This window comes from Amycolatopsis rhabdoformis (assembly GCF_035918295.1).
GTDB classification, from domain to species: Bacteria; Actinomycetota; Actinomycetes; order Mycobacteriales; family Pseudonocardiaceae; genus Amycolatopsis; species Amycolatopsis rhabdoformis.
Genome location: NZ_CP142149.1, coordinates 1,530,835 through 1,550,293, shown reverse-complemented (window position 1 = coordinate 1,550,293; position 19,459 = coordinate 1,530,835). Strand labels below are relative to the sequence as shown.

Here is a 19,459-nt window from a genome sequence, read left to right as displayed (position 1 = left end):
TCCCCCTGACCAAGTCCACCCGAGCCCACCACCGCAGCACCAGCACCAGCAGGCTGCACAGCAACCCCCCATCGGGGTAGCCTTTCCCACCACCCGGCCGGCCCCACCAAAGCGGCGGCCCGGGCAGTGGAGGCGCGATGGAGGGCATGACGGTCCGGCTGGACACGCGTGACGTCGACCTGGCCCGGGCGCAGGTAGCAGCCTCCTACTGCCCCCACCAGCTCACCCCGCGGGGCGCGGCCTTCCACGCCCGCCACGCCGAGGCGTCCGGCGAGGAGCTCGGCGTCTTCTCCCTGTCCTACGGCGCCGACCCGGTGCAGGTCGAGCCCGAGCCGTTCCAGGACTTCGTGTTGTTCTCGCGGCCGGTGGCGGGTTCGTTGACCGTCGGCGGGGACACGCACATCGCGACCGGCCAGACGGTGGCGCTGGACGCGCGGTCGGTCCACCCGCTGCTGTTCGGGCCCGGCTGCCGGCTGCTCACGGTGAAGCTGCCCGGCAAGCTGATCGCCCGCGCGGCCGCCGCGTCGGGCCGGGCGGCCGACATCCGGACGGGGCCGGCGCTCGACCCGGGGCCGTGGGACGCCGTGACGCGGTTCGTGGTGCGTGAGGTGCTGCCGCATGGCCTGGTCACGGCGCCGCTGGGATCGTCGGTGGCGCAGCTCGTCGCGGTCGCGGCGCTCGGCTCGTTCGGCGCGCCCGCCGTGGTGCGCCGGCACGCCAACGCGGCCGCCGTGGTGCGCCGGGCGTGTGAGTACATCGACGCGCACGCCGACGCGGCCACGGGGCTGCTCGACATCGCCGCCGCGGCCGACGTCGCGCCGCGCACGCTGCAGGACCACTTCCGCGAGCAGCTCGGCACGTCCCCGACGGCGCGGCTGCGGCAGGTGCGCCTCGAGCGCGTGCACGCGGAACTGCTGGCGGGCCAGGGGAAGTCCGTGGCCGAGGTGGCGTCGCGCTGGGGCTTCGGCAACCTCGGGCGCTTCGCCGCCGACTACCGGCGCACGTTCGGCACGACCCCGTCCGAAGACCTGCGCCGCGCCTGAACCCCGCGCGTTCCGGCCAGGTCGCGGATTCCGGACAGGCACGCCGGCCGCGGCGGGCTACCTTCCCCGCCACCACCGAACACAAGGGGAACCACCATGGCCACTTTTGTCCTCGTCCACGGCTCCTGGCACGACGGCCCGCTCTGGGAACCCGTCGCCACGCACTTGCGCGACCGCGGCCACGAAGTCCACACCCCCACCGTCGCGGGCCACGGCAACGGCGTGCCCAAGAACGTGAACCACGACGACTGCGTCCGCTCGATCGTCGACGCCATCACCGCCGCCGACCTGCACGAGGTGGTGCTTCTCGGCCACAGCTTCGGCGGCACGGTGATCGCCCGCGTCGCCGAGGAGATCCCCGAGCGGCTCAAGCGGCTGGTCTTCTGGAACGCCTTCGTGCCGCAGCCGGGCAACAGCCTCAACGACGAGCTCCCGCCGCACTACCGCGAGATGTTCGAGCAGACCGCCGCCGCGAGCGAGGACAACACCGTGGCCATGCCGTATCCCCTGTGGCGCGAGGCGTTCATCCAAGACGGCGACGCCGAGCTCGCGATGTCCACGCACAAGGAGCTCTCGACCGAGCCGTACCAGCCGTTCCTCGACAAGCTCGACCTCACGCGCTTCTACGCGACCGAGCTGCCCAAGAGCTACATCAACGCCACCGAGGACACCGCCCTGCCGCCCGGCGAGTGGGGCTGGCACCCGCGGATGTCGAGCCGCCTCGGGCTGCACCGCCTCGTGCAGCTGCGCGGCAGCCACGAGGTCATGTTCACCGCACCGGAGCGGCTCGCCACCGCGATCGAGGAAGCTTCCCGCGACTGACCGTTCCCGCGAGGTTTCAGGCCCCGTACGTCGCCTGCGTGACGGCGAAGACGTTGCGGTTGCCGGCGCCCTCCTGCAGTGTCCACAGGAGATCGGCGTTCGTGGCGTCTTCCCAGTACGAAAGGCTTTCCCCGCTCGAGACCCACGTGTGCGTGGCCGCGCCCGTGGCCGGGGTCCAGTAGTACAGCTTCTTCGCGCCCGAGGAGTTGAACCACCAGCGGCTGTTGTGCGAGGCGACGCCGTTGAGGTTGTACCAGGGCAGTTGCAGAGCCTCGCTCGCCGTGGTCGTGGCGGCGAACGTCGTCGCGCCCGCGGCGAACGGGAACCGGATCGCCCGCGGCGCGCGGTTCGGGTAGGCGGTGCAGCCGGACGCACAGGTGTACTCGGCCATCACGATCGACTTGCTCACGCGGTCGAGCGAGATCGACGACCACGAGAGGTTCGTGCCCGACGTGGTCTTCGAGGTGATCGTGCCGACCTGCGGCAGCACGTACGCGTAGTTGTGGGCGTAGTACGTGCTGCCGGTCTGGTGCCCGATCTGGCCGGCCGTGCCGCCGGTGTTGGTCTTGAGGATCTTGCGCATGTCGAACACGCGCATGCCGTGCCCGGTGTCGGCGACGTAGAGGTAGTCGCCGTACCAGGACACGCCACCGGCGTGGATCGGGATGTCCTTGAAGTCCGGCGCCGCCGCCGTGCCGGTCGGCTCCACGAGCAGCACCTTGCGGTACTTGTTCGGGTACGTCGCGTCCCAGTCCACCAGCGTGATGCGGCTGCGGGCCTGCGCGCCGTCGCAGCCGTCCTTGGTGTACCAGCTCACGAGCACGAGCTGGTGGCCGTCGTAGTTGCCGCTGTCGGCGGTACCCACGGCGTCGCGGCTGGTGGTGATGCCCTGCGGGTAGTTGGCGCAGTCGGAGTTGTCCGCGCTGTCGAACCGGAACCAGTCGGCCAGCCCCGCCACCGAGACCGAAGACGGCAACGCCGTGCGGTCGTGGTTCGCGTTGTCCATCACCGTGTGCACCGCGGCGGTGCCCAAGGTCGAGACCAGCGCGGTGTTGACCGCGTCGAACTGGTGGTAATCCGCGCTCAGCGTGTACTGGCTGGTGGGCAGCGCGGTCGGCACGGTCGCCGCCTCGGCCGCCGGCGCGGCGACCACTGCTCCCCCGACCAACAGCACCGCGGCCAGAACCGCCCGGCTCAGATTTCGACGACGCACCGACATGAGACCCCCAGAAGTCGCAGCTGCGTTGGCGGCCACGGTAGGGGTGCGGGCGCGGGGCCGCAATACCCCTAATGCCGCAGTGGATCAGGGGTACACCGATGCGTCATCCAGTGTCCACTCAGTACTCATCTGCCGGTCGTGTCAACGCGGGCGGCGCGCCAAGCCCGGCATCCACGCGCTCACTGCCCGGTCTCGACCACCGGCCGCATCACCGCGAACAAGCCCCGCCGACCCGCCAGCGGATCCTCCGCTGCGGTGAACCCGTTGCGCGCCAACAACGCCGCCTCGACCCCGGTCGCCGCGGCGTGCCCAACCTGCGCCGCTCCGAGCGCCGTGTCCTGCACCGCCGACAGCCCGGACGCCTGCGTCGCCGCGATGCCGATCGCGTGGCGCAGCGGCAATCTGCGCAGACCGAGCACCCGCGCCGACGCGGCGGCCGCCCCCACGGCCCCTGCGGTGGTCTCCACACACCAGCCCGCGGCGGCGTGCGACGGGCCGAGGCCGTCAGCCACCGCACAAGCCACCGCGGCGCCGGCCACGACGGCATCGGCGTCGCCGTCCAGCGCCGCGACCGCGGCGATCACCGCGGCCCACTCGAGGTACAGGTTCGCCGCCGCCGTCCCGAAAAGGCGGGCCCGGCCGGTCGGCCGACCGGCCACTTCGCCGAGCGCGGCCCGCACGGGTTCGGCCGGCGCGGCGCCCCGCACGAGGGCGAGACCGATGGCCGCTTCGGCGTTGTCGGCCACCGGGGCGTGCACGAGCGCCAGGATCGCCTCGGTCACGCGACCACCGCGTCCAGCAGAACGCCGAGCCCGGGCGCCGTGGCGAGCCCGTGGACCGCGTCCGCGATCTTGCGCGCGGCGCCGCCACCCAGCACCGGCTCCACCAGCCGGTCGACCTTCGCGAGCAGTTCCTCGTCCGTGAGCGGCCGGGCCTCGCTGCCGCGGGCGTGCTCGACGTGGACCTCCACCGGGGCGGCCCCTTCCCGTTCGATGCGGATGGTCGCCGAGTCGCGGGCGCAGGCGTCGGTCGGCGCCAGGGTGGTCACGGCGCGCAGGCGGATCACGTCGGCGTCGGTGGCGCGCTCGTCGGAGAACTGGCGGAGGCCGGCCTCGCCGTCGAGCAGGCCGACGGCCGCCGCGTGCTGCGCGCTGAAGCGGGCCTGCAGGCCGTCCAGCGGCTGCGCGCGGCCCATCAGCTCCGGAACCAAGGGGTGGCACCGGATTTCGACGGCCGTGATCTCGCGCGGCTCGCCGATGCGCGCTGACGCAGCGATGGCGGCGTCGATCGCGGGGTGCGCCACGATCCCGCACGGATAGGGCTTGAACGTGTTGTGCTCCAGCTCCCACTCGCCGGTCCACGCGCGCCGCAGCTCTTCGTACCGCGGTTCGGCGAACACGGGCAGCACACCCCCGGGGCCGAGCGGATCGTCGGGTGCGGTCAGGCCGGCGGCCGCCAGCCGCGCCGCGAACACGCCGGTGGCGGCGGCTTTGCCCGCGTGCAGCGGTTTGGTCATGGACCCGAACGCCTCGCGCTGGCCGAGCGTGCCCGTGGCGGCGATGCCGAGAGCGTGGCCTGACCGGACCGCGTCGAGACCGAGCAGGTGGCCGGCCGCGACGGCAGCGCCGAACACCCCGCACGTGCCGGTGATGTGCCAGCCGCGGTCGTAGTGGCTCGGCGAGATGGCCACGCCGATCCGCAGCTGCGACTCGCACCCGAGGGCGAACGCCTTGAGCGCGGTGGCGCCGTCGGGCGCGGTCTCGGGCGCGAGCGCCAGCACGGCCGCGAGCGCGGTGGCGCCGGGGTGGATCACGGTGTGCAGGTGCGTGTCGTCGAAGTCGTCGAGGTGCGCGGCGGTGCCGGTGGCGATCGCGGCCCACTCGGGATCGAGGCGTTCGGCGCGGCCGGGCACGGGCGCGGCGCCGGTGGCCCCGAGGTCGGCCGCGGTGGCGAGCACCGCCTCGACGGCCGGGGTGCGAGCGGCACCGATGGCCGCACCGAGCACGTTGAGCAGACTGCGCCGCGCGGCGCGCGCCACCGCGTCGGGCAGCGGAGCCTCGGCCGCTTTCCCCGCGTGCGCGCAGAAGAGCCGCGTCGAATCGGAAGCCATTCGAAGATCATTTCAGGCCCGCGCGGGCGCGAACAACCACAACCGGGCGCGCGTCCGTTGCGAAAATCGCAACGGTCAGCCGCCGCTGTGCGCCACCGCCGCTCGCGTGAGCGCCCGCACCATCGGCGCCGCGGCCGCCCTTTTCCGGTGTGCCAGGAAGATCGTGCGGTGACAGCCTTCGTCGGCGAGCGGGATCCGCACCACCAGCGGGTGGTGGTGATCGGCCATCCGCCCCGGCACCACGGAAACCCCGAGCCCGGCGCCGACCATCGACTCGACCACGAACGGGTCGCTGCCCTCCACCGTCACCCGCGGCACGAACCCCGCCCGAGCGCACGCGTCGATGAGGTGCGTGCGGCTGCTCGCCCCGGGCGCCATGGCCACGAACGTGCGGTCGCGGGCCTGCCGCAGCCGCACCACCGCGTACCGGGTCAGCGGATCCCCGATCGGCACGGCCAGCAGCAGGGGCTCGGTGAACAGCGGCCGCACCACCACGTCCGGGTCGGCCGGCGCGGCGGAGCCGAGCACCACGTCGGCGTCGCCGCGCAGCAGGTGCGTGACCACGTCCGTCGCGGAGCTCTGGTGACAGCTGAACCGCAGGTCGGGGTGGCAGGCGAGCAGGCTGGACAGCAGATCCGGCACGAAGCCGAGCCCGAGTGAGAAGGTGTGCGCGATCCGCAGCACCAGCCGCGGGTCCCCGGAGCCGGCCCGGGTCGTGGCGACCGCGTCGGCGCGCGAGCGCAGCACGGCACTCGCCTCGCGCGCGAACACCCGCCCGGCATACCGCAACCGCACCCGACGGCCCTGCTGCTCGACGAGGTCCACCCCGAGCTTGCGCTCCAGCGCCCGCACGCTGCGCTGCACCGTCGTCGCGTTCACCCCGAGCTCCTCGGCCGCGCGGACGAAGTGCTCGTTCCGGGCGAACGCGAGGAACACCTCGAAGTCGCGAAAGGACACCTCGTCGTTCACGACCGTTGTTGTACCCGTCGTCCCGGCGTCGGGGCCACCGGCCGCGCCGGGCCGGGTGAGAGCGCTGGCTCACACGTTCCGGGCCGATCGGTCGGCACGGGTGGCCCGGGCGCCGGGTCACGGGCTCGCCGGCCGGGTCACGTCGCGGTGGCCGCGCAGCGGGGGCGGTAGCGTTGTCGGGCGTTGTCGCCGTGCCGGACTCGTGGATCGAGCTGGACTGGCAACTGCAACGCGAACACGACCCGGTGCACCCGTCGAAGCAGTACCGCCCGCACCGCGTCACGGACATCACCGACCTCGACGACGGGGAATATCGACGACTGGGAGTACAGCCATTACCCCAACGGGGACTACGTGGTGTTCGTCTCCAAGGACCTGTCGTTCGGCATCGTCGGCAATCATCACGAGCGGAGCCTGTGCTTCTTCGGCGAACCGGCCGTGAGCGCGGCCACCCGGCTGAACCGCGGAATCCTCGGCCCGCTGCTCCGCCGCGACGGGATCAGCGTCCGAACAGGGACGTGACCAGGGTTTCCGCGATGGCCCGCAGTTCGTCCGGTTCATAACGCACGCGTTCCATCACCGCGAGGCCGCGCGTGGTGCTCACCACGAGCCGGGCCGCGGCGGCGAGGTCCACCGGCGGCTCGACACCGTCGTCCAGAGTGGACAGTGTGGTGAGGACGAGGGTTTCCAGGTCGTCGAGCAGGCCGCGCACGGCGGTTTCGGCGCGGGGTGATTCCGTGGCGGCCTCGATGGCGGTGCGGGTGGAGAGGCAGCCGTGGGGCGGGGTGCCGGCGGTGAAGGTGTCGATGCAGTAGTCGAAGAACGTCAGGAGGGCCTCTCGTTTTGTCGGCCGCTGCAAGGCTTCCGCGGCGCCGGCGAGGAAGCGGGCCGTGTATTCGCCGAAGGCGCGCAGGAAGATCTCTTCCTTGCCGCCGTAGGCGTGGTAGAGCGAGCCGCGCTGGACGCCGGTGCCGGCGGCCAGGTCGAGCATCGACGTGGCCCGGAAACCGCGGTCGGTGAACACGTCGAGCGCGCGGGAGAGAGCCTCGCGCTCGTCGAACTGGCGTACGCCCGCCATGGAACCTCGTTTCTCCCCGGCAGCTCTACGCCACCAGCTTAGTCGGCGCGGGCACGGCGAAGATCCCGTGCCGCGTCAGCCCTCCGGCCAGCCGGCCCAGCGCCGCCGCCACCAGGATCTGCGGCAGGAGGTCGACCCCGCTCAGCTCCACCGCGAGCACCACGGCCGTGACCGGCGCCCGCGACGCCGCCGCCAGGCACGCCGCCATCCCCGCCGCCGCGCCGCCCGCCCCGGGCAGCGCCGACCCCACCGTCGCCCCGACGAACAACGCCGGCCCGATCGTGCCGACCACCCCGCCCGCCCCGACGGTCACCCCCGTCGCGACGACCTTCACCGCCGCCAGCACCAGCAACACCACCACGCCACCCGTGGCCGCCCCGGGGTGCCCGACCCCGGCCACGTCCGGCACCGAAAGCACGAGCAGCCCGACGGCCGTTGCGCCGACCACCGCCCGAACCCAGCCGGACGACACCCAGCGAACGACCGTCGTCATCCGGCTCGACACCACAACGGCGCCGCTCACGGGATCCGGCCGCACGCCCGCGCGAACCCGTCGCTCGACGAAGTCGCGGGCCCGCTCCGCCCACACACCACCGAAATACAGCGCCCAAGCCAACGCCACCCCGAACAACCCGGCCACCACCGCACCCAGCGGCCACCCGCCCGTCGGCACCTCCGGCAGCCGCAGCGGCGAGCCCGGCAGGACCAGCCCGGTCAGCTCCCCCGTGAGAGAACCCAAGACCACGGCGACGAGCTCCGCCCCGGCGAGCCCCTCGACCAGCACCTCCGCCACCAGCACCACTCCGGCCAACGGCGCGCCGAACGAACCGGCCACGCCACCGGCCACCGCCGCAGCCGCGAGCGGGCGCACCGACGCGGCCGGCAACGAGACCAACCGAGCCACCGACGTCCCCAGCGAAGCCGAGATGTGGACAACCGGCCCTTCCGCGCCACCCGACCCACCGGAACCGAGCACCGCGGCAGCCGCCACGCCCTTGGCCGGCGCGACCCGGCCGCGCACGAACGACCCCGCAAACGCTTGCCCCGTCTGGGGAATCCCGCCACCGCCGGCGTCGGGCACCGCGCGGAGCACCGCGGCGCACAGCAGCACGCCCGCGACCGGCGCGAGGACGACCACCGCGACCGGCCCACCGGACAGCAGCGACCGCAGCGCGGCGATCGTCTGTCCGAACGCGACCGCCGCGACACCGGCCACCGCCCCGGCCAGCGCGGCCCCGGGGAGCAGGGAGCGCACCCGTCAGGCCGCGTTCAGGCGCCGGTGCAGTTCATGGGACGCGCGCTCGACGTGGTTGCACACCAGCTTGCCGTCCGAGACCTCCCAGACGGCGGTGCCACTGAAGGAAATGGGGCGGCCGTCGGGCACTGAGCCGAGCACGCCGTTGTTGCGGCCGTGCACGTTCCAGCGCGACGCGACGCGGCTGCCGTCGTGGTTCTGGAACGTCTCGACGATCTCCAGCTCCAGATCGTGCACCTGCTCGAGGAACGCGGCGATCCACGCCTTGAAGTTCTCGCGCCCCTCGATGCGCACGCCGGCGTTGACGATCACGAAGTCCTCGACCACGAAATCGTCCGCCGCGGCGGGGTTGTGCGCGTTCCAGACTTCGTTCCAGAACGCTTCGACCAGCTCTGCCGAATTCGGCACGATGACCTCCGAAGCCATGTTTGACGTTGCTGTCAAAGATAGCTCCGCGAACGGTCCCGCCGGGCGCGTTTGCGAGCAGCACCACACCCGGACCAGGTGAAAACGTCTGTGCCGCACGGAAAACCGGACGATCGGCTCCGCGTGCGCGCAGCCGATCGCGTCGGACAGAACCGCTCCCCCGGCGACTCGAGGTCACCAGGCCCGGGTCACTTCTTCTGCCGCCGGCTCCCGCCGTGCCAGTCTTCCTGCTTGCCGGCCTCGTCGGCGCTCACGCCGAACGCCGGCAGCTGCGGCCGCTCCCGCAGGCTGCGCTTGAGCTCGGCGAACCCGGGGAAGCGCGACAGCGCCACGACGTGGTCCCACAGCTCCACCGCGGAATCGTCGTCGGGCAGGCGGCTGATCACCGGGCCGAACAACGCGGTGCCGCGCGGCGGCTCGAAGTGCAGGATCGGCGTGCCGACGTCCTTGCCCGTGAGGGTGAGGGCCACGTCGGTCTCGGCCTGGATCACCGCGTCCCAGTCGTCGTCCTCGAGCGCGTCGGCGTACTCGATCGGCAGGCCGCACGCCTCGAGCGCCGTGGTCGCGAGCTCCCGCACGCTCTGGTGCACCGCGGCGGCCGTGCCACCGGGCACCGCGTCCTTCTCGAACGTGTGCTGCCCCAGCGTTTCGTAGTACACGCCGATCGGCCCGGGTCCGTGGTCACGGCGGATACGCGCGGCCACCCGCAGCAGCTTGAGCCCCGCTGTGTGCGATTCCTCGTACTCCGGCGGGAAGTGCGCGGCGTAGTCGAGGTGCGAATTGAGCAGGCGCAGGGAAATGAAGCGCCACTCGACGTCGTACTCCTTGAGGCGGGCGACGGTGCGCACCCACTTGCTCGTCATCCAGGCGAAGGGACACACCGGGTCGAAGTAGAAGTGCAGATCGGGGTCGCTCATGCGCCGAGCCTACCAGCGCGAGCACGATCGTCAGCCGTTCTGCCAGCCCTCGCGCAGCCCCTCGCGATCCACCCGGACACCTTCCAGGTAGACATCGGCGATCCGGCGCGTGGCCGTGATGTCGCGCAGCGGATCGTCGTCGAGCACCACGAAGTCGGCTCGTTTGCCGACGTCGAGCGAACCTCGATCGCTCAGCCCGAGCAGCTCGGCCGACGTCGCGGTGGCCAGCTTCACCGCGGCCAGCGGCGAGAGCCCCGCCGCCACCAGCGCCTCCAGCTCACGGTGCTCGGCGAACCCGATGACCTGCGCCAACAGCCCCGTGTCGGCCGAGAACACCAGCCGCACGCCCGCTTCGGCCAGCGCCACCAGCGTCTTCTCCATACCGCGGTACGCCTCGGCGGTGTCGAACAACGGTTCCGGCGCCTTCTCCCGGATCAGCCCGCGCAGCGTTTCCACGGCATCGGGCGGCAGAATGTCCGCGAACGCGGGCTCGTCCAGCCACGCCTCACCGGGCGGGCGCTGGATCGCCATCGACGTGAACACCGCGACGTCGTGGTCCTTGAGCAGCCCGATCAGCTCGTCGTCGGTGCCCGTGCGCGGCAGGTGCGCGATGATGTCGGCGCCCGCGCGGATCACGGCCTTGGCCTCGTCGAGGGTGTAGATGTGCGCCGCCACGGTGAGCCCGTGGGCGTGGGCCTCGTCGATCACGGCCTCGTAGATCTCCGGGCCGAGCTTCTCCTTCGTGCCGTGGCGGCTGTCGAGCCAGAATTTCACGGCGTCGACGCGCTTTTCGGCCAGCCCGCGCACGAACGCCCGGGCCTCGTCCGGTCCGGTGGCCTCGTGCACCGCGTCGGCGGCGAAAAACGGCCCGCCGTTCGTGTCGCCCGGCGTCGGCGCGACGATCCCGGCGCCCGCGGTGAACAGCTGCGCCACATCGCGTTCGCCCAGCGTGCCGGCGCGCTGGTCGTCGCGGACCGCGAGCTCGGTGTCGGCGCGGTCGGTGCCGAGCGACTGGAACGTGCTCACGCCGTAGTAGGCGAGCCGGTGCAGGTGGTCGATCACGTTGGCCCGCGAATAGAACTTCGCGTCCGACGTGGTGCCGCGCAGGTACCCGATGTGCCCGTGGGGGTTCACGATCGCCGGGATCACCGTCTTGCCCCGCAGCGAAACCACCGCGCCGTCCGAGGTGACCTCGGCGGCCGGGCCGACCTGACGGAGTACACCGTCCCGGACGACCAGGGCCGCGTCTTCGAGCACCAGATCACCCGTGATCAGGCGCGCTCCCGTGTAGACGGTCTCGTCACTCACGCCGGCACCTCCTGTCCTTTCACGACAGTCGCGTACCGCGCGCTGCGTTTCTCGTACTCGTCGTAACCCATCGCCGCCTCGAACGCGTGCTGCTCGGTCACGAACCCCTTCACCCCGGCCACGTCGGCGCCGCCGCGCAGCGCGTCGAGCACCGCCCTGACGTTCTTCGCCGCGGCCCCGATCACCGTGTACCACAACAGGACCACGTCGGCGCCGGCCTCGCCGTACTCCGCGATCGTGCTCGACGGCTCGTCCGAACCCGGCACGTCGAGCAGATCCCCGGCCACCATCACCGGCACCGGAATCCGATCCCGCACCCGTGCGAGCTCCGCGGCCGGGATCGCCGGCGCGAACACCAGGTCCGCGCCCGCCTCCGCGTACGCCGCCAACCGACGCACACAGTCTTCGAGATCGTGCTCGACCCACGCCGCGTCGGACCGCGCGATCACCAGGAAATCCGGATCGGTCCGGGCGTCGACGGCCGCGCGGACCTTGCTCGCCATGCGCTCGGCCGGCAGCAGGCCCGCCGGCGCGGAGGTGTGCTTGCCGCCGAGGTTGTCCTCGATGTGCACGCCCGCCACCCCGGCGTCTTCGAAGACCTTCACCGTCCGCCAGACATTGGCGACGTCGTAGAAACCGTTCTCCGCGTCCGCGAGCACCGGCACCTCGACCGCGTCGACGACGCGGCGCGCCTGCTCGGCGATCTCGTTGAGCGTGAGCAGCCCGACGTCGGGCAGCCCGAACGCCGACGCGGCCGCGGCGAAGCTGCCCAGGTACGTCGCGGGATAGCCGGCCTTCTCGACAAGACGCGCGCTGAGCGCGTCGTACGCACCGGGCAGCACCAGCGGCCCGGGCGCGGCGAGGAGGTCCTTGAACGCCTTCCTGCGTGAGTTCGGAGTGTTCGGCACAGCACTTCCTTCTTCTCAGACGAGAAAATCGCGGTAGCGGCGCAACCGCTTGCGCGCGGTCTTCATGTTGTGGCGCTTCAGTTCTTCAGCGCGCTCCGAGTCACCGGCCACGAGCGCGGCGATGATGGCGCGATGCTCGGCGAGGCTCTCCTCCATCCGCCCCGGCGTCATCAGGATCCGGCGGCGCAGCAGGTGCGCCTGGTCCTGCACGCCGGCGAGGGTCTCGGCGAGGAAAACCTGGTCCGCCAGGCGGATCACGGTGTCGCGGTAGCGGTCGATGGCCGCGAGGAACGTTTCGAGGTCCCCGTCGGCCGCGGCGGCGTCGAGCCGGCCCGGCGCGAACAGCTCCTGCAGCTCCAGCCAGTCGGCGGCTTCCGCGTGGTGCGCCGCGAGCCGCGCGGCGAGCCCTTCGAGCACTTCGAGGACGTCGTAGATCTCCTCGATCCGGTCGAAGTCGACCTTCGCCACGACCGTGCCGACGTTCGGGATCCGCTCCACCAGCTTGCGCGACTCGAGTGCCAGCAGGGCCGAGCGGACGGCGTTGCGCGTGGTGCCGAGCTCGGCGGCGAGTTTCACCTCCGGCAGGCGGCTGCCCGGGGTGAAGTCCCCGCGCAACAGCCGCTCCCGCAGGTGCAGCTCGACCTCTTCGCTGTTCATGGAGCCGTCCCTTCGTGCTGCCCCCACCGTACGATCGTGTCGCTTGGATTGTCAACAATGTGAACGACACTGCGGTCGCGTGGCTCTGGTCACGCTCGCTAGGCTGGAGTGGTGACGATCTTGGTACGCCGATCCGGGCCCGCCGACCGCGCGGCCGTCCTGAAGCTGCTCGAAGACGCCCGCGGGCTCGACCTCTCCCCGCGCAGCGCGCGGCCCAGGGTTTCGTGCAGGGCAGCTTCGACGAGAAGAAACTCGCCGCGTTCGAGACCAGCACCGGCGTCTATCTCGCCGAAGCCGGCGGCGAAGCGGCCGGGGTCGCGCTCACCTCACCGGCGGAATCGGCGGTCGCGGCCGCCGGCGGGCCGCCCGGGCGCACCGTCGAGGTCGCGCGCGCCGCGGGTCTCACCGAAGGCGTGTTCCTCTACGGCCCGGTGGCGGTCGCGCCGACCCATCGCGGCCAGGGTGTGGTGCGGCTGCTGCTGGCCGCCGTCGCCGAGCACCTCGCCGACCACAGCGCGGGGGTGCTGTTCGTGGAGCGCGCCAACGAGAAATCGCTCGCCGTGCACACCCACCTCGGCATGACGCACCTCGGCGACTTCACCCACGCGGACCGTGAGTACGCGGTGTTCTCGTTCAGCCCGAAGCAGTTCCTCGGCTGACCCGCTCGGCCAGCCACTGCTCGAACCCGGCGGCGACGATGCGCTCGTCGTGCACCCCGGCCGCGGCGGCCGACGCCAGCCAGACGATCGGCGGACCCATCACCTCGGGTGCCAGGAAGCTGTGGCCGGCCGGCGCGTGGGGCAGCATCCCGGTCACGGTCGCGCCGCCGGGCAGCAGCAGGTTCACCGTCACGCCGGTACCGCGCAGGTCGGCCGCCATCACGCGCGAGAGCGACTCGCTGCCCGCGCGCGACGGGCCGTAGGGCACGAACCCGGCCCGGCTCATCGTCGTCTCGCTCACCGCGATGTTCACGATCCGGCCGCCGCCCGCCGCGAGCATCCGCGGGGTGACCTCGCGCGCGACCAGGAAGTATCCGGTGAGGTTCGTGTCGACCACCTGGCGGAAGCCGTCGGCCGGCACCTCCCAGAACCCGCGCGGCCGGGTCATGAACTCCGGGTTCACCGTGCGCATGCCGAGCCCGGCGTTGTTCACCAGCAGGTCGATCCCGCCGAAGCGCGACCACACCTCGTCCACGGCGCGCGCCACCGACGTCTCGTCGCGCACGTCGAGTTCGACGCCGACCGCGCCCGGCAGCCCGGCGGCGACCTCCCGCGCCCGCTCCCCCGACCGTCCGCTCACCGCGACGCGCGCGCCGGCCTCGGCGAGCGCGGTCGCCATCGCCAGGCCGAGACCGCCGGTCGCGCCTGTCACCAGCACCTTCGAGTCCATCCCCGGAACGCTAGGGGCTGGAGCGCGCTCCAGGTCAACCTCCCCGGTTGTGTCCACTGTGGCCGGTCGACGCACCGTCCACACCCGACCACGCACCGTCTCCGGGCGAACCGAGCAGGAATTGAGAAGCGGCCGACCGGCCGCCGCGATTAGCGTCGGAGACACCACACCGGAACCTCGAACCGCAGGAGTCACCATGACCGCCACGCAGGGCATCAAGACCGTGCTGCACCCCGTTTCCGATCTCGAGAAGGCCAAGGCCGTCTACACCGCGCTGCTCGGCCTCGAGCCGCAGGCCGACAGCGCGTACTACGTCGGCTACGACACCGCCGGGCAGCACCTCGGCCTCGTGCCCAACAGCGGCATGACCTCGCCCGTGAGCTACTGGCACGTGGACGACATCGAGGCCAAGCTCGCCGAGGTGACCGCGGCCGGCGCGACGGTGAAGGACGCACCGAAGGACGTCGGCGGCGGGCGCCTGGTCGCCACCTTCACCGACCCCGACGGCAACGTGCTCGGCGTGCTCCAGGACCGCTGAGCCGCACCCGGCCCGGGTGAGCGTGCGCGAGAGCGGCCACGATCACCCGGGTGAACTGGTTGAATCGACGCCACCACCGTTCCCGAGCCGACCGCACCGGCGGCCCCCAGACCAGGGAGACCCGATGACCAAGGCCACGGCGAAGGCCCGGCCCGCGTCCGCGCCGCAGGGCGCCGACAGCCACGACGTGATCCGCGTGCACGGCGCGCGGGTGAACAACCTCAAGGACGTGAGCGTCGAGCTGCCGAAGCGCCGGCTCACGGTGTTCACCGGCGTGTCGGGCTCGGGCAAGAGCTCGCTGGTGTTCGGCACGATCGCGGCGGAGTCGCAGCGGCTGATCAACGAGACCTACAGCGCGTTCGTGCAGGGCTTCATGCCCACGCTGGCCCGGCCCGACGTCGACGTGCTGGAAGGCCTCACCACGGCGATCATCGTGGACCAGGAACGGATGGGCGCCGACCCGCGGTCCACTGTGGGCACCGCGACCGACGCCAACGCCATGCTGCGCATCCTGTTCAGCCGGCTCGGCAAGCCGCACATCGGTTCACCACAGGCGTTCTCCTTCAACGTCGCGTCGATCAGCGGCGGCGGCGCGGTGACCTTCGAACGTGCCGGGCGCACGGTGAAGGAGCGCCGCACGTTCAGCATCACCGGCGGCATGTGCCCGCGCTGCGAGGGCCGCGGCAAGGTGAACGACATCGATCTCACCGCGCTGTACGACGAGAACAAGTCGCTCAACGAGGGCGCCATCACCATCCCCGGCTACAGCATGGAGGGCTGGTACGGCCGCATCTTCCGCGGCAGCGGCTTCTTCGACGCCGACAAGCCGATCAAGAAGTACACCAAGAAGGAGCTCAACGACCTGGTGTACAAGGAACCGACGAAGATCAAGGTCGAGGGCATCAACCTCACCTACTCGGGTCTCGTGCCCGCGATCCAGAAGTCGTTCCTGGCCAAGGACGTCGACGCGATGCAGCCGCACATCCGCGCGTTCGTGGAGCGGGCGGTCACCTTCACCGTGTGCCCCGAGTGCGAGGGCACGCGCCTGTCACCGGAGGCGCGCTCGTCGAAGATCGCCAAGCTGTCGATCGCCGACGCCTGCGCGATGCAGATCAGCGACCTGGCCGAGTGGGTGAGCGGGCTGAAGGAACCGTCGGTGGCTCCGCTGCTGGCGTCGCTGCGGCACACGCTCGACTCGTTCGTGGAGATCGGGCTCGGCTACCTCTCGCTCGACCGGCCGTCGGGCACGCTCTCGGGCGGCGAGGCGCAGCGCACCAAGATGATCCGGCACCTCGGGTCGTCGCTCACCGACGTGACGTATGTGTTCGACGAGCCGAGCATCGGCCTGCACCCGCACGACATCCAGCGCATGAACGGCCTGCTGCGCCAGCTGCGGGACAAGGGCAACACCGTGCTCGTGGTGGAGCACAAGCCGGAGACGATCGCGATCGGCGACCACGTGGTGGACCTCGGCCCGGACGCCGGCAGCGGTGGTGGCGAGGTGGTGTACGAGGGCAGCGTGGAAGGCCTGCGCAAGTCCGGCACGCGCACCGGGCGCCACCTCGACGACCGCGCCAAGCTGAAGCCGACCGTGCGCACGCCGACGGGGGCGTTGGAGGTGCGCGGGGCTTGCACCCACAACCTCCAGGACGTGGACGTCGACATCCCGCTGGGCGTGCTCGTGGTCGTGACCGGCGTGGCGGGCTCGGGCAAGAGCTCGCTGATCCACGGCTCGGTGTCCGGCGGCGCCGACGTGGTGACCGTGGACCAGGGCGCGATCCGCGGCTCGCGGCGCAGCAACCCGGCCACCTACACCGGCCTGCTGGAGCCGATCCGCAAGGCCTTCGCCAAGGCCAACGGCGTGAAGCCGGCCCTGTTCAGCGCCAACTCCGAGGGCGCGTGCCCGAACTGCAACGGCGCCGGCGTGGTCTACACCGACCTCGCGATGATGGCGGGCGTGGCCACGCCGTGCGAGGTGTGCGAGGGCAAGCGGTTCCAGGCCTCGGTGCTGGAGTACCGCTTCGGCGGGCGCGACATCAGCGAGGTCCTCACCATGTCCGTGGCCGCGGCGGAGTCCTTCTTCTCCGACGGCGACGCCAAACTCCCGGCGGCGCACAAGATCCTCTCCCGCCTGGCCGACGTCGGCCTCGGCTACCTCACCCTCGGCCAGCCCCTCACCACCCTCTCCGGCGGCGAACGCCAGCGCATCAAGCTCGCCACGAACATGGGCGCGAGCGGGGATGTGTATGTGCTGGACGAGCCGACGGCCGGGTTGCACCTCGCCGACGTCGAACAGCTGCTGGGGCTGCTGGACCGCCTCGTGGAGTCCGGGAAGTCCGTGATCGTGATCGAACACCACCAGGCCGTGATGGCCCACGCGGACTGGATCATCGACCTCGGCCCGGGCGCCGGCCACGACGGCGGACGCGTGGTGTTCGAGGGGACGCCGGCGGAGTTGGTGGAGAAGAAGGCTTCGTTGACTGGGGAGCATTTGGCGGAGTATGTGGGGGATTGATGTGGGCTTGGCTTGGCTCGGTTCGGCTCGGTTCGGCTTGGCTCGGTTCGGCTTGGCTCGGCTCGGGTTGATGTGGGCGGGTCAGGCCGGCTCGGCGGATCTTCTCGGGTTGGTGAAGGGTTGATCGGAGCAGCTCGGCTCGGCGCGGGGGGCTGCTCAGGTCGGTGGGGGTTCCTGAGCTGGTGTGCGGTCGGGTGCGGGTGCGTCCGGTACGAGCGCGCCGCCAACGCGAGCGCCTGCCACGTCGCCGACCGACCTGTGCGGGCCGGTCGGGGACGAACCGGCACGCTTTGCCGCGAAGTGCTGAACACCGCCCGTGTGAGTGATCGTCCCAGCCTCGCCGCACCGGCTATCCGCAGGTCAGAAGGTTGTCCACACCCATCGTGAGTTGTGGATGAATTGCCCGGAGTCAGCTCGGCGGCCCGATTTTGTCGGTGCAGGCCGATACGCTGGAAGTGGGCAGGCCCCCTCAGGGAGGGTGGGGTCTGTCTCCCGGGGAGGGCGGTCGCTAGGGGCGCTGGTCGCTCGGAGGGGGTCGGTCGCTCGGGGCGCGGATCGCTCGGGGGTCGGTCGCTCGGGGCGCGGATCGCTCGGGGGTCGGTCGCTCGGGGCGCGGATCGCTCGGGGGTCGGTCGCTCGGGGGTCTGTGCTCGGGCGACCCGTCGCGCTGGGCGGATGCCTACCGGCGCCTGTTTCCTGAGGGCCGGGGCTCCTTCGAGCGAGCTGTCGGCGCAGGGTTCGACGCGGCCGAACCCAGACAAGATCGGTCCGGTTCAGCGCGGAGTACGACCAGCGATGATCGGCAACCACCAGACACCGGCCACCAATCGGCTACCGCGAACCCTCACCCACCCGGCTCAAGAACCTCTCGACCGCACCCGGATTCCTGAGCCAGTACACCACCACATGACTCGCATGCCGATCAAGAGCCGCCTCGATCACCGGCAGAGCCCGCCGGCGATACGTCACCAGCCACCGCCAGAACACCAGGTTCTCCCGCGACCGCCCCGCCGCGCGCCAGGCGCAGCGCCAGAGTGGGAAGTCCAACACCACGACCGTGTCGGCCGCGCGCAGGCGGGGTTCGAGGACGTCGTAGGGGCCGAGGTCGCCGTCGAGGAGCCAGCGGGGTGCGGCCGCGAGGCGTTCCTGGACGGCGGCCCACTGCGAAGGCGGCAGCGGCGTGAGGTCAGGTGGCCAGAAGGCCTTGTCGAGTTCCACCACGGGCACGGCGAGGGTCGCGCCGAGGCGGGTGGCGAGCGTGGACTTGCCCGCGCCGCCGCGGCCGAGGAGGACGATGCGGCGCGGGGTCACGAAGAGGGCAGCGCCGCGGTGAGTTTGCCCGGGTTGAGCATCCACAGGATCTGGTCGATGCCCTCGTCGGTGGTGGTCAGGCTGATCACGCCGTACACGGCGCCGTCGCGGCTCAGGACCGCGGCGAGAGAGCCGTTGACCTGCGTGTACACGATGTCGGCGTCCGTCCAGAAGAACGGTTGGTAGGCGCGGATGACCTTGGCGAGCGTGGGGCCGCCGTAGATGGCGGAGCGGGCCGCGCGGGCGACGCCGCCGCCGTCGGAGTAGCTGACCACGTCGGTGGCGAAGAGTTGTTCCAGCGCGGGCAGGTCGCCGGCCTGGGCGGCGGCGAGGAAGGCGCTGAGCAGCTTCTTCTGCTCGGCCTCGCTCACCGGCTTGCGCTTCTCGGCGGCCAGGTGCTTGCGCGCGCGGCTCACGTACTGGCGTGCGGTGACCTCGGTGGTCTGGATGATGTCGGCGATCTGCGCGTATGGGTAGTCGAACGCTTCGCGCAGCACGTACGCCGCGCGCTCGGTCGGCGTGAGCTTCTCCAGCAGCATCAGCACGGCGACCTCCAGCGCGGCGGCGCGCTCGGCGCCCAGCTGCGGGTCGGCGGTGGTGTCGATCGGTTCGGGCAGCCACGGGCCGATGTAGGTCTCGCGACGCGCGTACGCGGTGCGTGTGGCGTTGATGGCCAGCCGCGTGGTCGTGGTGGCGAGGTAGGCCGCCGGGTTCTCCACCACGGAGCGGTCGGCCTTCTGCCAGCGCAGCCACACTTCCTGCAGCACGTCCTCGGCGTCGGCCGCGCTGCCGAGCATGCGGTACGCGATGCCGAACAACCGTGGCCGTACCTGGGCGAACACCTGGGCCGCGTCGTCGAGAGTGGCGCTCGCGCTCTCTTCCATGCTGCCCTTCCGACGCCGGTGCGACTGACGCGGCCAGCTTACGCCCGCCGCCTCAACGGCCGGTGATCATCCACCCCGATCCCCCGTGGAACGCGGTGCTGTTTTCCCGC

20 protein-coding genes are annotated in these 19,459 nt (G+C 71.7%); 6 read left to right on the top strand and 14 right to left on the bottom strand.

Going from position 1 to position 19,459, the window contains the following annotated elements; all coding sequences use genetic code 11:
- The first annotated feature begins 137 nt into the window (after positions 1 to 137).
- Together VSH64_RS07200 and VSH64_RS07195 are read left to right on the top strand one after the other, a co-directional pair.
- On the top strand, positions 138 to 1,043 hold the full coding sequence (locus VSH64_RS07200; RefSeq protein ID WP_326834702.1) for an AraC family transcriptional regulator: 906 nt from the start codon (positions 138 to 140) through the stop codon (positions 1,041 to 1,043).
- A 96-nt stretch (positions 1,044 to 1,139) separates the two neighbouring features.
- Positions 1,140 to 1,865: an alpha/beta fold hydrolase gene (locus VSH64_RS07195; protein ID WP_326834701.1), complete on the top strand. Its 726-nt coding sequence runs from the start codon at positions 1,140 to 1,142 to the stop codon at positions 1,863 to 1,865.
- A 16-nt stretch (positions 1,866 to 1,881) separates the two neighbouring features.
- Here VSH64_RS07195 and VSH64_RS07190 read toward each other — a convergent pair whose 3' ends face one another.
- The 4 genes from VSH64_RS07190 to VSH64_RS07175 all read right to left on the bottom strand — a co-directional run bounded on the left by VSH64_RS07190 (position 1,882) and on the right by VSH64_RS07175 (position 6,163).
- A complete protein-coding gene (locus VSH64_RS07190) occupies positions 1,882 to 3,084 on the bottom strand; it encodes a hypothetical protein (RefSeq protein ID WP_326834700.1) in 1,203 nt (400 codons plus the stop codon).
- A gap of 179 nt (positions 3,085 to 3,263) precedes the next feature.
- A complete protein-coding gene (locus VSH64_RS07185) occupies positions 3,264 to 3,866 on the bottom strand; it encodes an MmgE/PrpD family protein (protein WP_326834699.1) in 603 nt (200 codons plus the stop codon).
- Positions 3,863 to 5,194, bottom strand: coding sequence for an MmgE/PrpD family protein (locus VSH64_RS07180; protein WP_326834698.1), 1,332 nt, complete (start codon positions 5,192 to 5,194; stop codon positions 3,863 to 3,865). The genes VSH64_RS07185 and VSH64_RS07180 overlap by 4 nt, the downstream gene beginning before the upstream one ends.
- Positions 5,195 to 5,269: 75 nt before the next feature.
- Positions 5,270 to 6,163: a LysR substrate-binding domain-containing protein gene (locus VSH64_RS07175; RefSeq protein ID WP_326834697.1), complete on the bottom strand. Its 894-nt coding sequence runs from the start codon at positions 6,161 to 6,163 to the stop codon at positions 5,270 to 5,272.
- A gap of 183 nt (positions 6,164 to 6,346) precedes the next feature.
- Between VSH64_RS07175 and VSH64_RS07170 the strand changes: the two genes are divergently transcribed.
- Positions 6,347 to 6,685, top strand: a complete 339-nt coding sequence (locus VSH64_RS07170) for a DUF2716 domain-containing protein (RefSeq protein ID WP_326834696.1) — start codon at positions 6,347 to 6,349, stop codon at positions 6,683 to 6,685.
- On the opposite strand, the gene VSH64_RS07165 is transcribed toward VSH64_RS07170, so the two are convergent.
- The 7 genes from VSH64_RS07165 to VSH64_RS07135 all read right to left on the bottom strand — a co-directional run bounded on the left by VSH64_RS07165 (position 6,663) and on the right by VSH64_RS07135 (position 12,712).
- Positions 6,663 to 7,241 (bottom strand): TetR/AcrR family transcriptional regulator, encoded by a 579-nt coding sequence (locus tag VSH64_RS07165; protein WP_326834695.1) that lies wholly within the window; start codon positions 7,239 to 7,241, stop codon positions 6,663 to 6,665. The genes VSH64_RS07170 and VSH64_RS07165 overlap by 23 nt on opposite strands.
- A 25-nt stretch (positions 7,242 to 7,266) precedes the next feature.
- On the bottom strand, positions 7,267 to 8,496 hold the full coding sequence (locus VSH64_RS07160; protein WP_326834694.1) for a chloride channel protein: 1,230 nt from the start codon (positions 8,494 to 8,496) through the stop codon (positions 7,267 to 7,269).
- 3 nt (positions 8,497 to 8,499) lie between these two features.
- A complete protein-coding gene (locus tag VSH64_RS07155) occupies positions 8,500 to 8,922 on the bottom strand; it encodes an ester cyclase (protein ID WP_326834693.1) in 423 nt (140 codons plus the stop codon).
- Between the two features lie 188 nt (positions 8,923 to 9,110).
- Positions 9,111 to 9,839 carry a mycothiol-dependent nitroreductase Rv2466c family protein gene (locus tag VSH64_RS07150; RefSeq protein WP_326834692.1) on the bottom strand — a complete coding sequence of 243 codons (729 nt, stop codon included), beginning with the start codon at positions 9,837 to 9,839 and terminating at the stop codon, positions 9,111 to 9,113.
- A gap of 30 nt (positions 9,840 to 9,869) precedes the next feature.
- The gene (locus VSH64_RS07145; protein ID WP_326834691.1) at positions 9,870 to 11,147 is read right to left on the bottom strand and encodes an amidohydrolase family protein; all 1,278 of its coding nucleotides are present in this window, start codon (positions 11,145 to 11,147) and stop codon (positions 9,870 to 9,872) included.
- A complete protein-coding gene (locus VSH64_RS07140) occupies positions 11,144 to 12,055 on the bottom strand; it encodes an isocitrate lyase/PEP mutase family protein (protein ID WP_326834690.1) in 912 nt (303 codons plus the stop codon). Before VSH64_RS07140 ends, VSH64_RS07145 begins: the two co-directional genes overlap by 4 nt.
- Positions 12,056 to 12,070: 15 nt before the next feature.
- Positions 12,071 to 12,712, bottom strand: a complete 642-nt coding sequence (locus VSH64_RS07135; RefSeq protein WP_326834689.1) for a GntR family transcriptional regulator — start codon at positions 12,710 to 12,712, stop codon at positions 12,071 to 12,073.
- Positions 12,713 to 12,936: 224 nt separating this feature from the next.
- Between VSH64_RS07135 and VSH64_RS07130 the strand changes: the two genes are divergently transcribed.
- Complete coding sequence (locus tag VSH64_RS07130) at positions 12,937 to 13,371, top strand: GNAT family N-acetyltransferase (RefSeq protein WP_326834688.1); 435 nt, start codon at positions 12,937 to 12,939, stop codon at positions 13,369 to 13,371.
- Here the strand turns inward: VSH64_RS07130 and VSH64_RS07125 are convergent.
- The gene (locus VSH64_RS07125) at positions 13,346 to 14,101 is read right to left on the bottom strand and encodes an SDR family NAD(P)-dependent oxidoreductase (RefSeq protein WP_326834687.1); all 756 of its coding nucleotides are present in this window, start codon (positions 14,099 to 14,101) and stop codon (positions 13,346 to 13,348) included. The genes VSH64_RS07130 and VSH64_RS07125 overlap by 26 nt on opposite strands.
- Positions 14,102 to 14,297: 196 nt before the next feature.
- Between VSH64_RS07125 and VSH64_RS07120 the strand changes: the two genes are divergently transcribed.
- Positions 14,298 to 14,639 carry a VOC family protein gene (locus VSH64_RS07120; RefSeq protein WP_326834686.1) on the top strand — a complete coding sequence of 114 codons (342 nt, stop codon included), beginning with the start codon at positions 14,298 to 14,300 and terminating at the stop codon, positions 14,637 to 14,639.
- Between the two features lie 124 nt (positions 14,640 to 14,763).
- Entirely contained in the window at positions 14,764 to 17,154 is a 2,391-nt protein-coding gene (locus VSH64_RS07115) for an excinuclease ABC subunit UvrA (protein ID WP_326834685.1), read from the top strand.
- Positions 17,155 to 17,985: 831 nt separating this feature from the next.
- Here the strand turns inward: VSH64_RS07115 and VSH64_RS07110 are convergent.
- Positions 17,986 to 18,465, bottom strand: coding sequence for a P-loop NTPase family protein (locus VSH64_RS07110; protein WP_326834684.1), 480 nt, complete (start codon positions 18,463 to 18,465; stop codon positions 17,986 to 17,988).
- Positions 18,462 to 19,349, bottom strand: a complete 888-nt coding sequence (locus VSH64_RS07105) for an RNA polymerase sigma-70 factor (RefSeq protein WP_326834683.1) — start codon at positions 19,347 to 19,349, stop codon at positions 18,462 to 18,464. Before VSH64_RS07105 ends, VSH64_RS07110 begins: the two co-directional genes overlap by 4 nt.
- Positions 19,350 to 19,459: the final 110 nt, after the last annotated feature.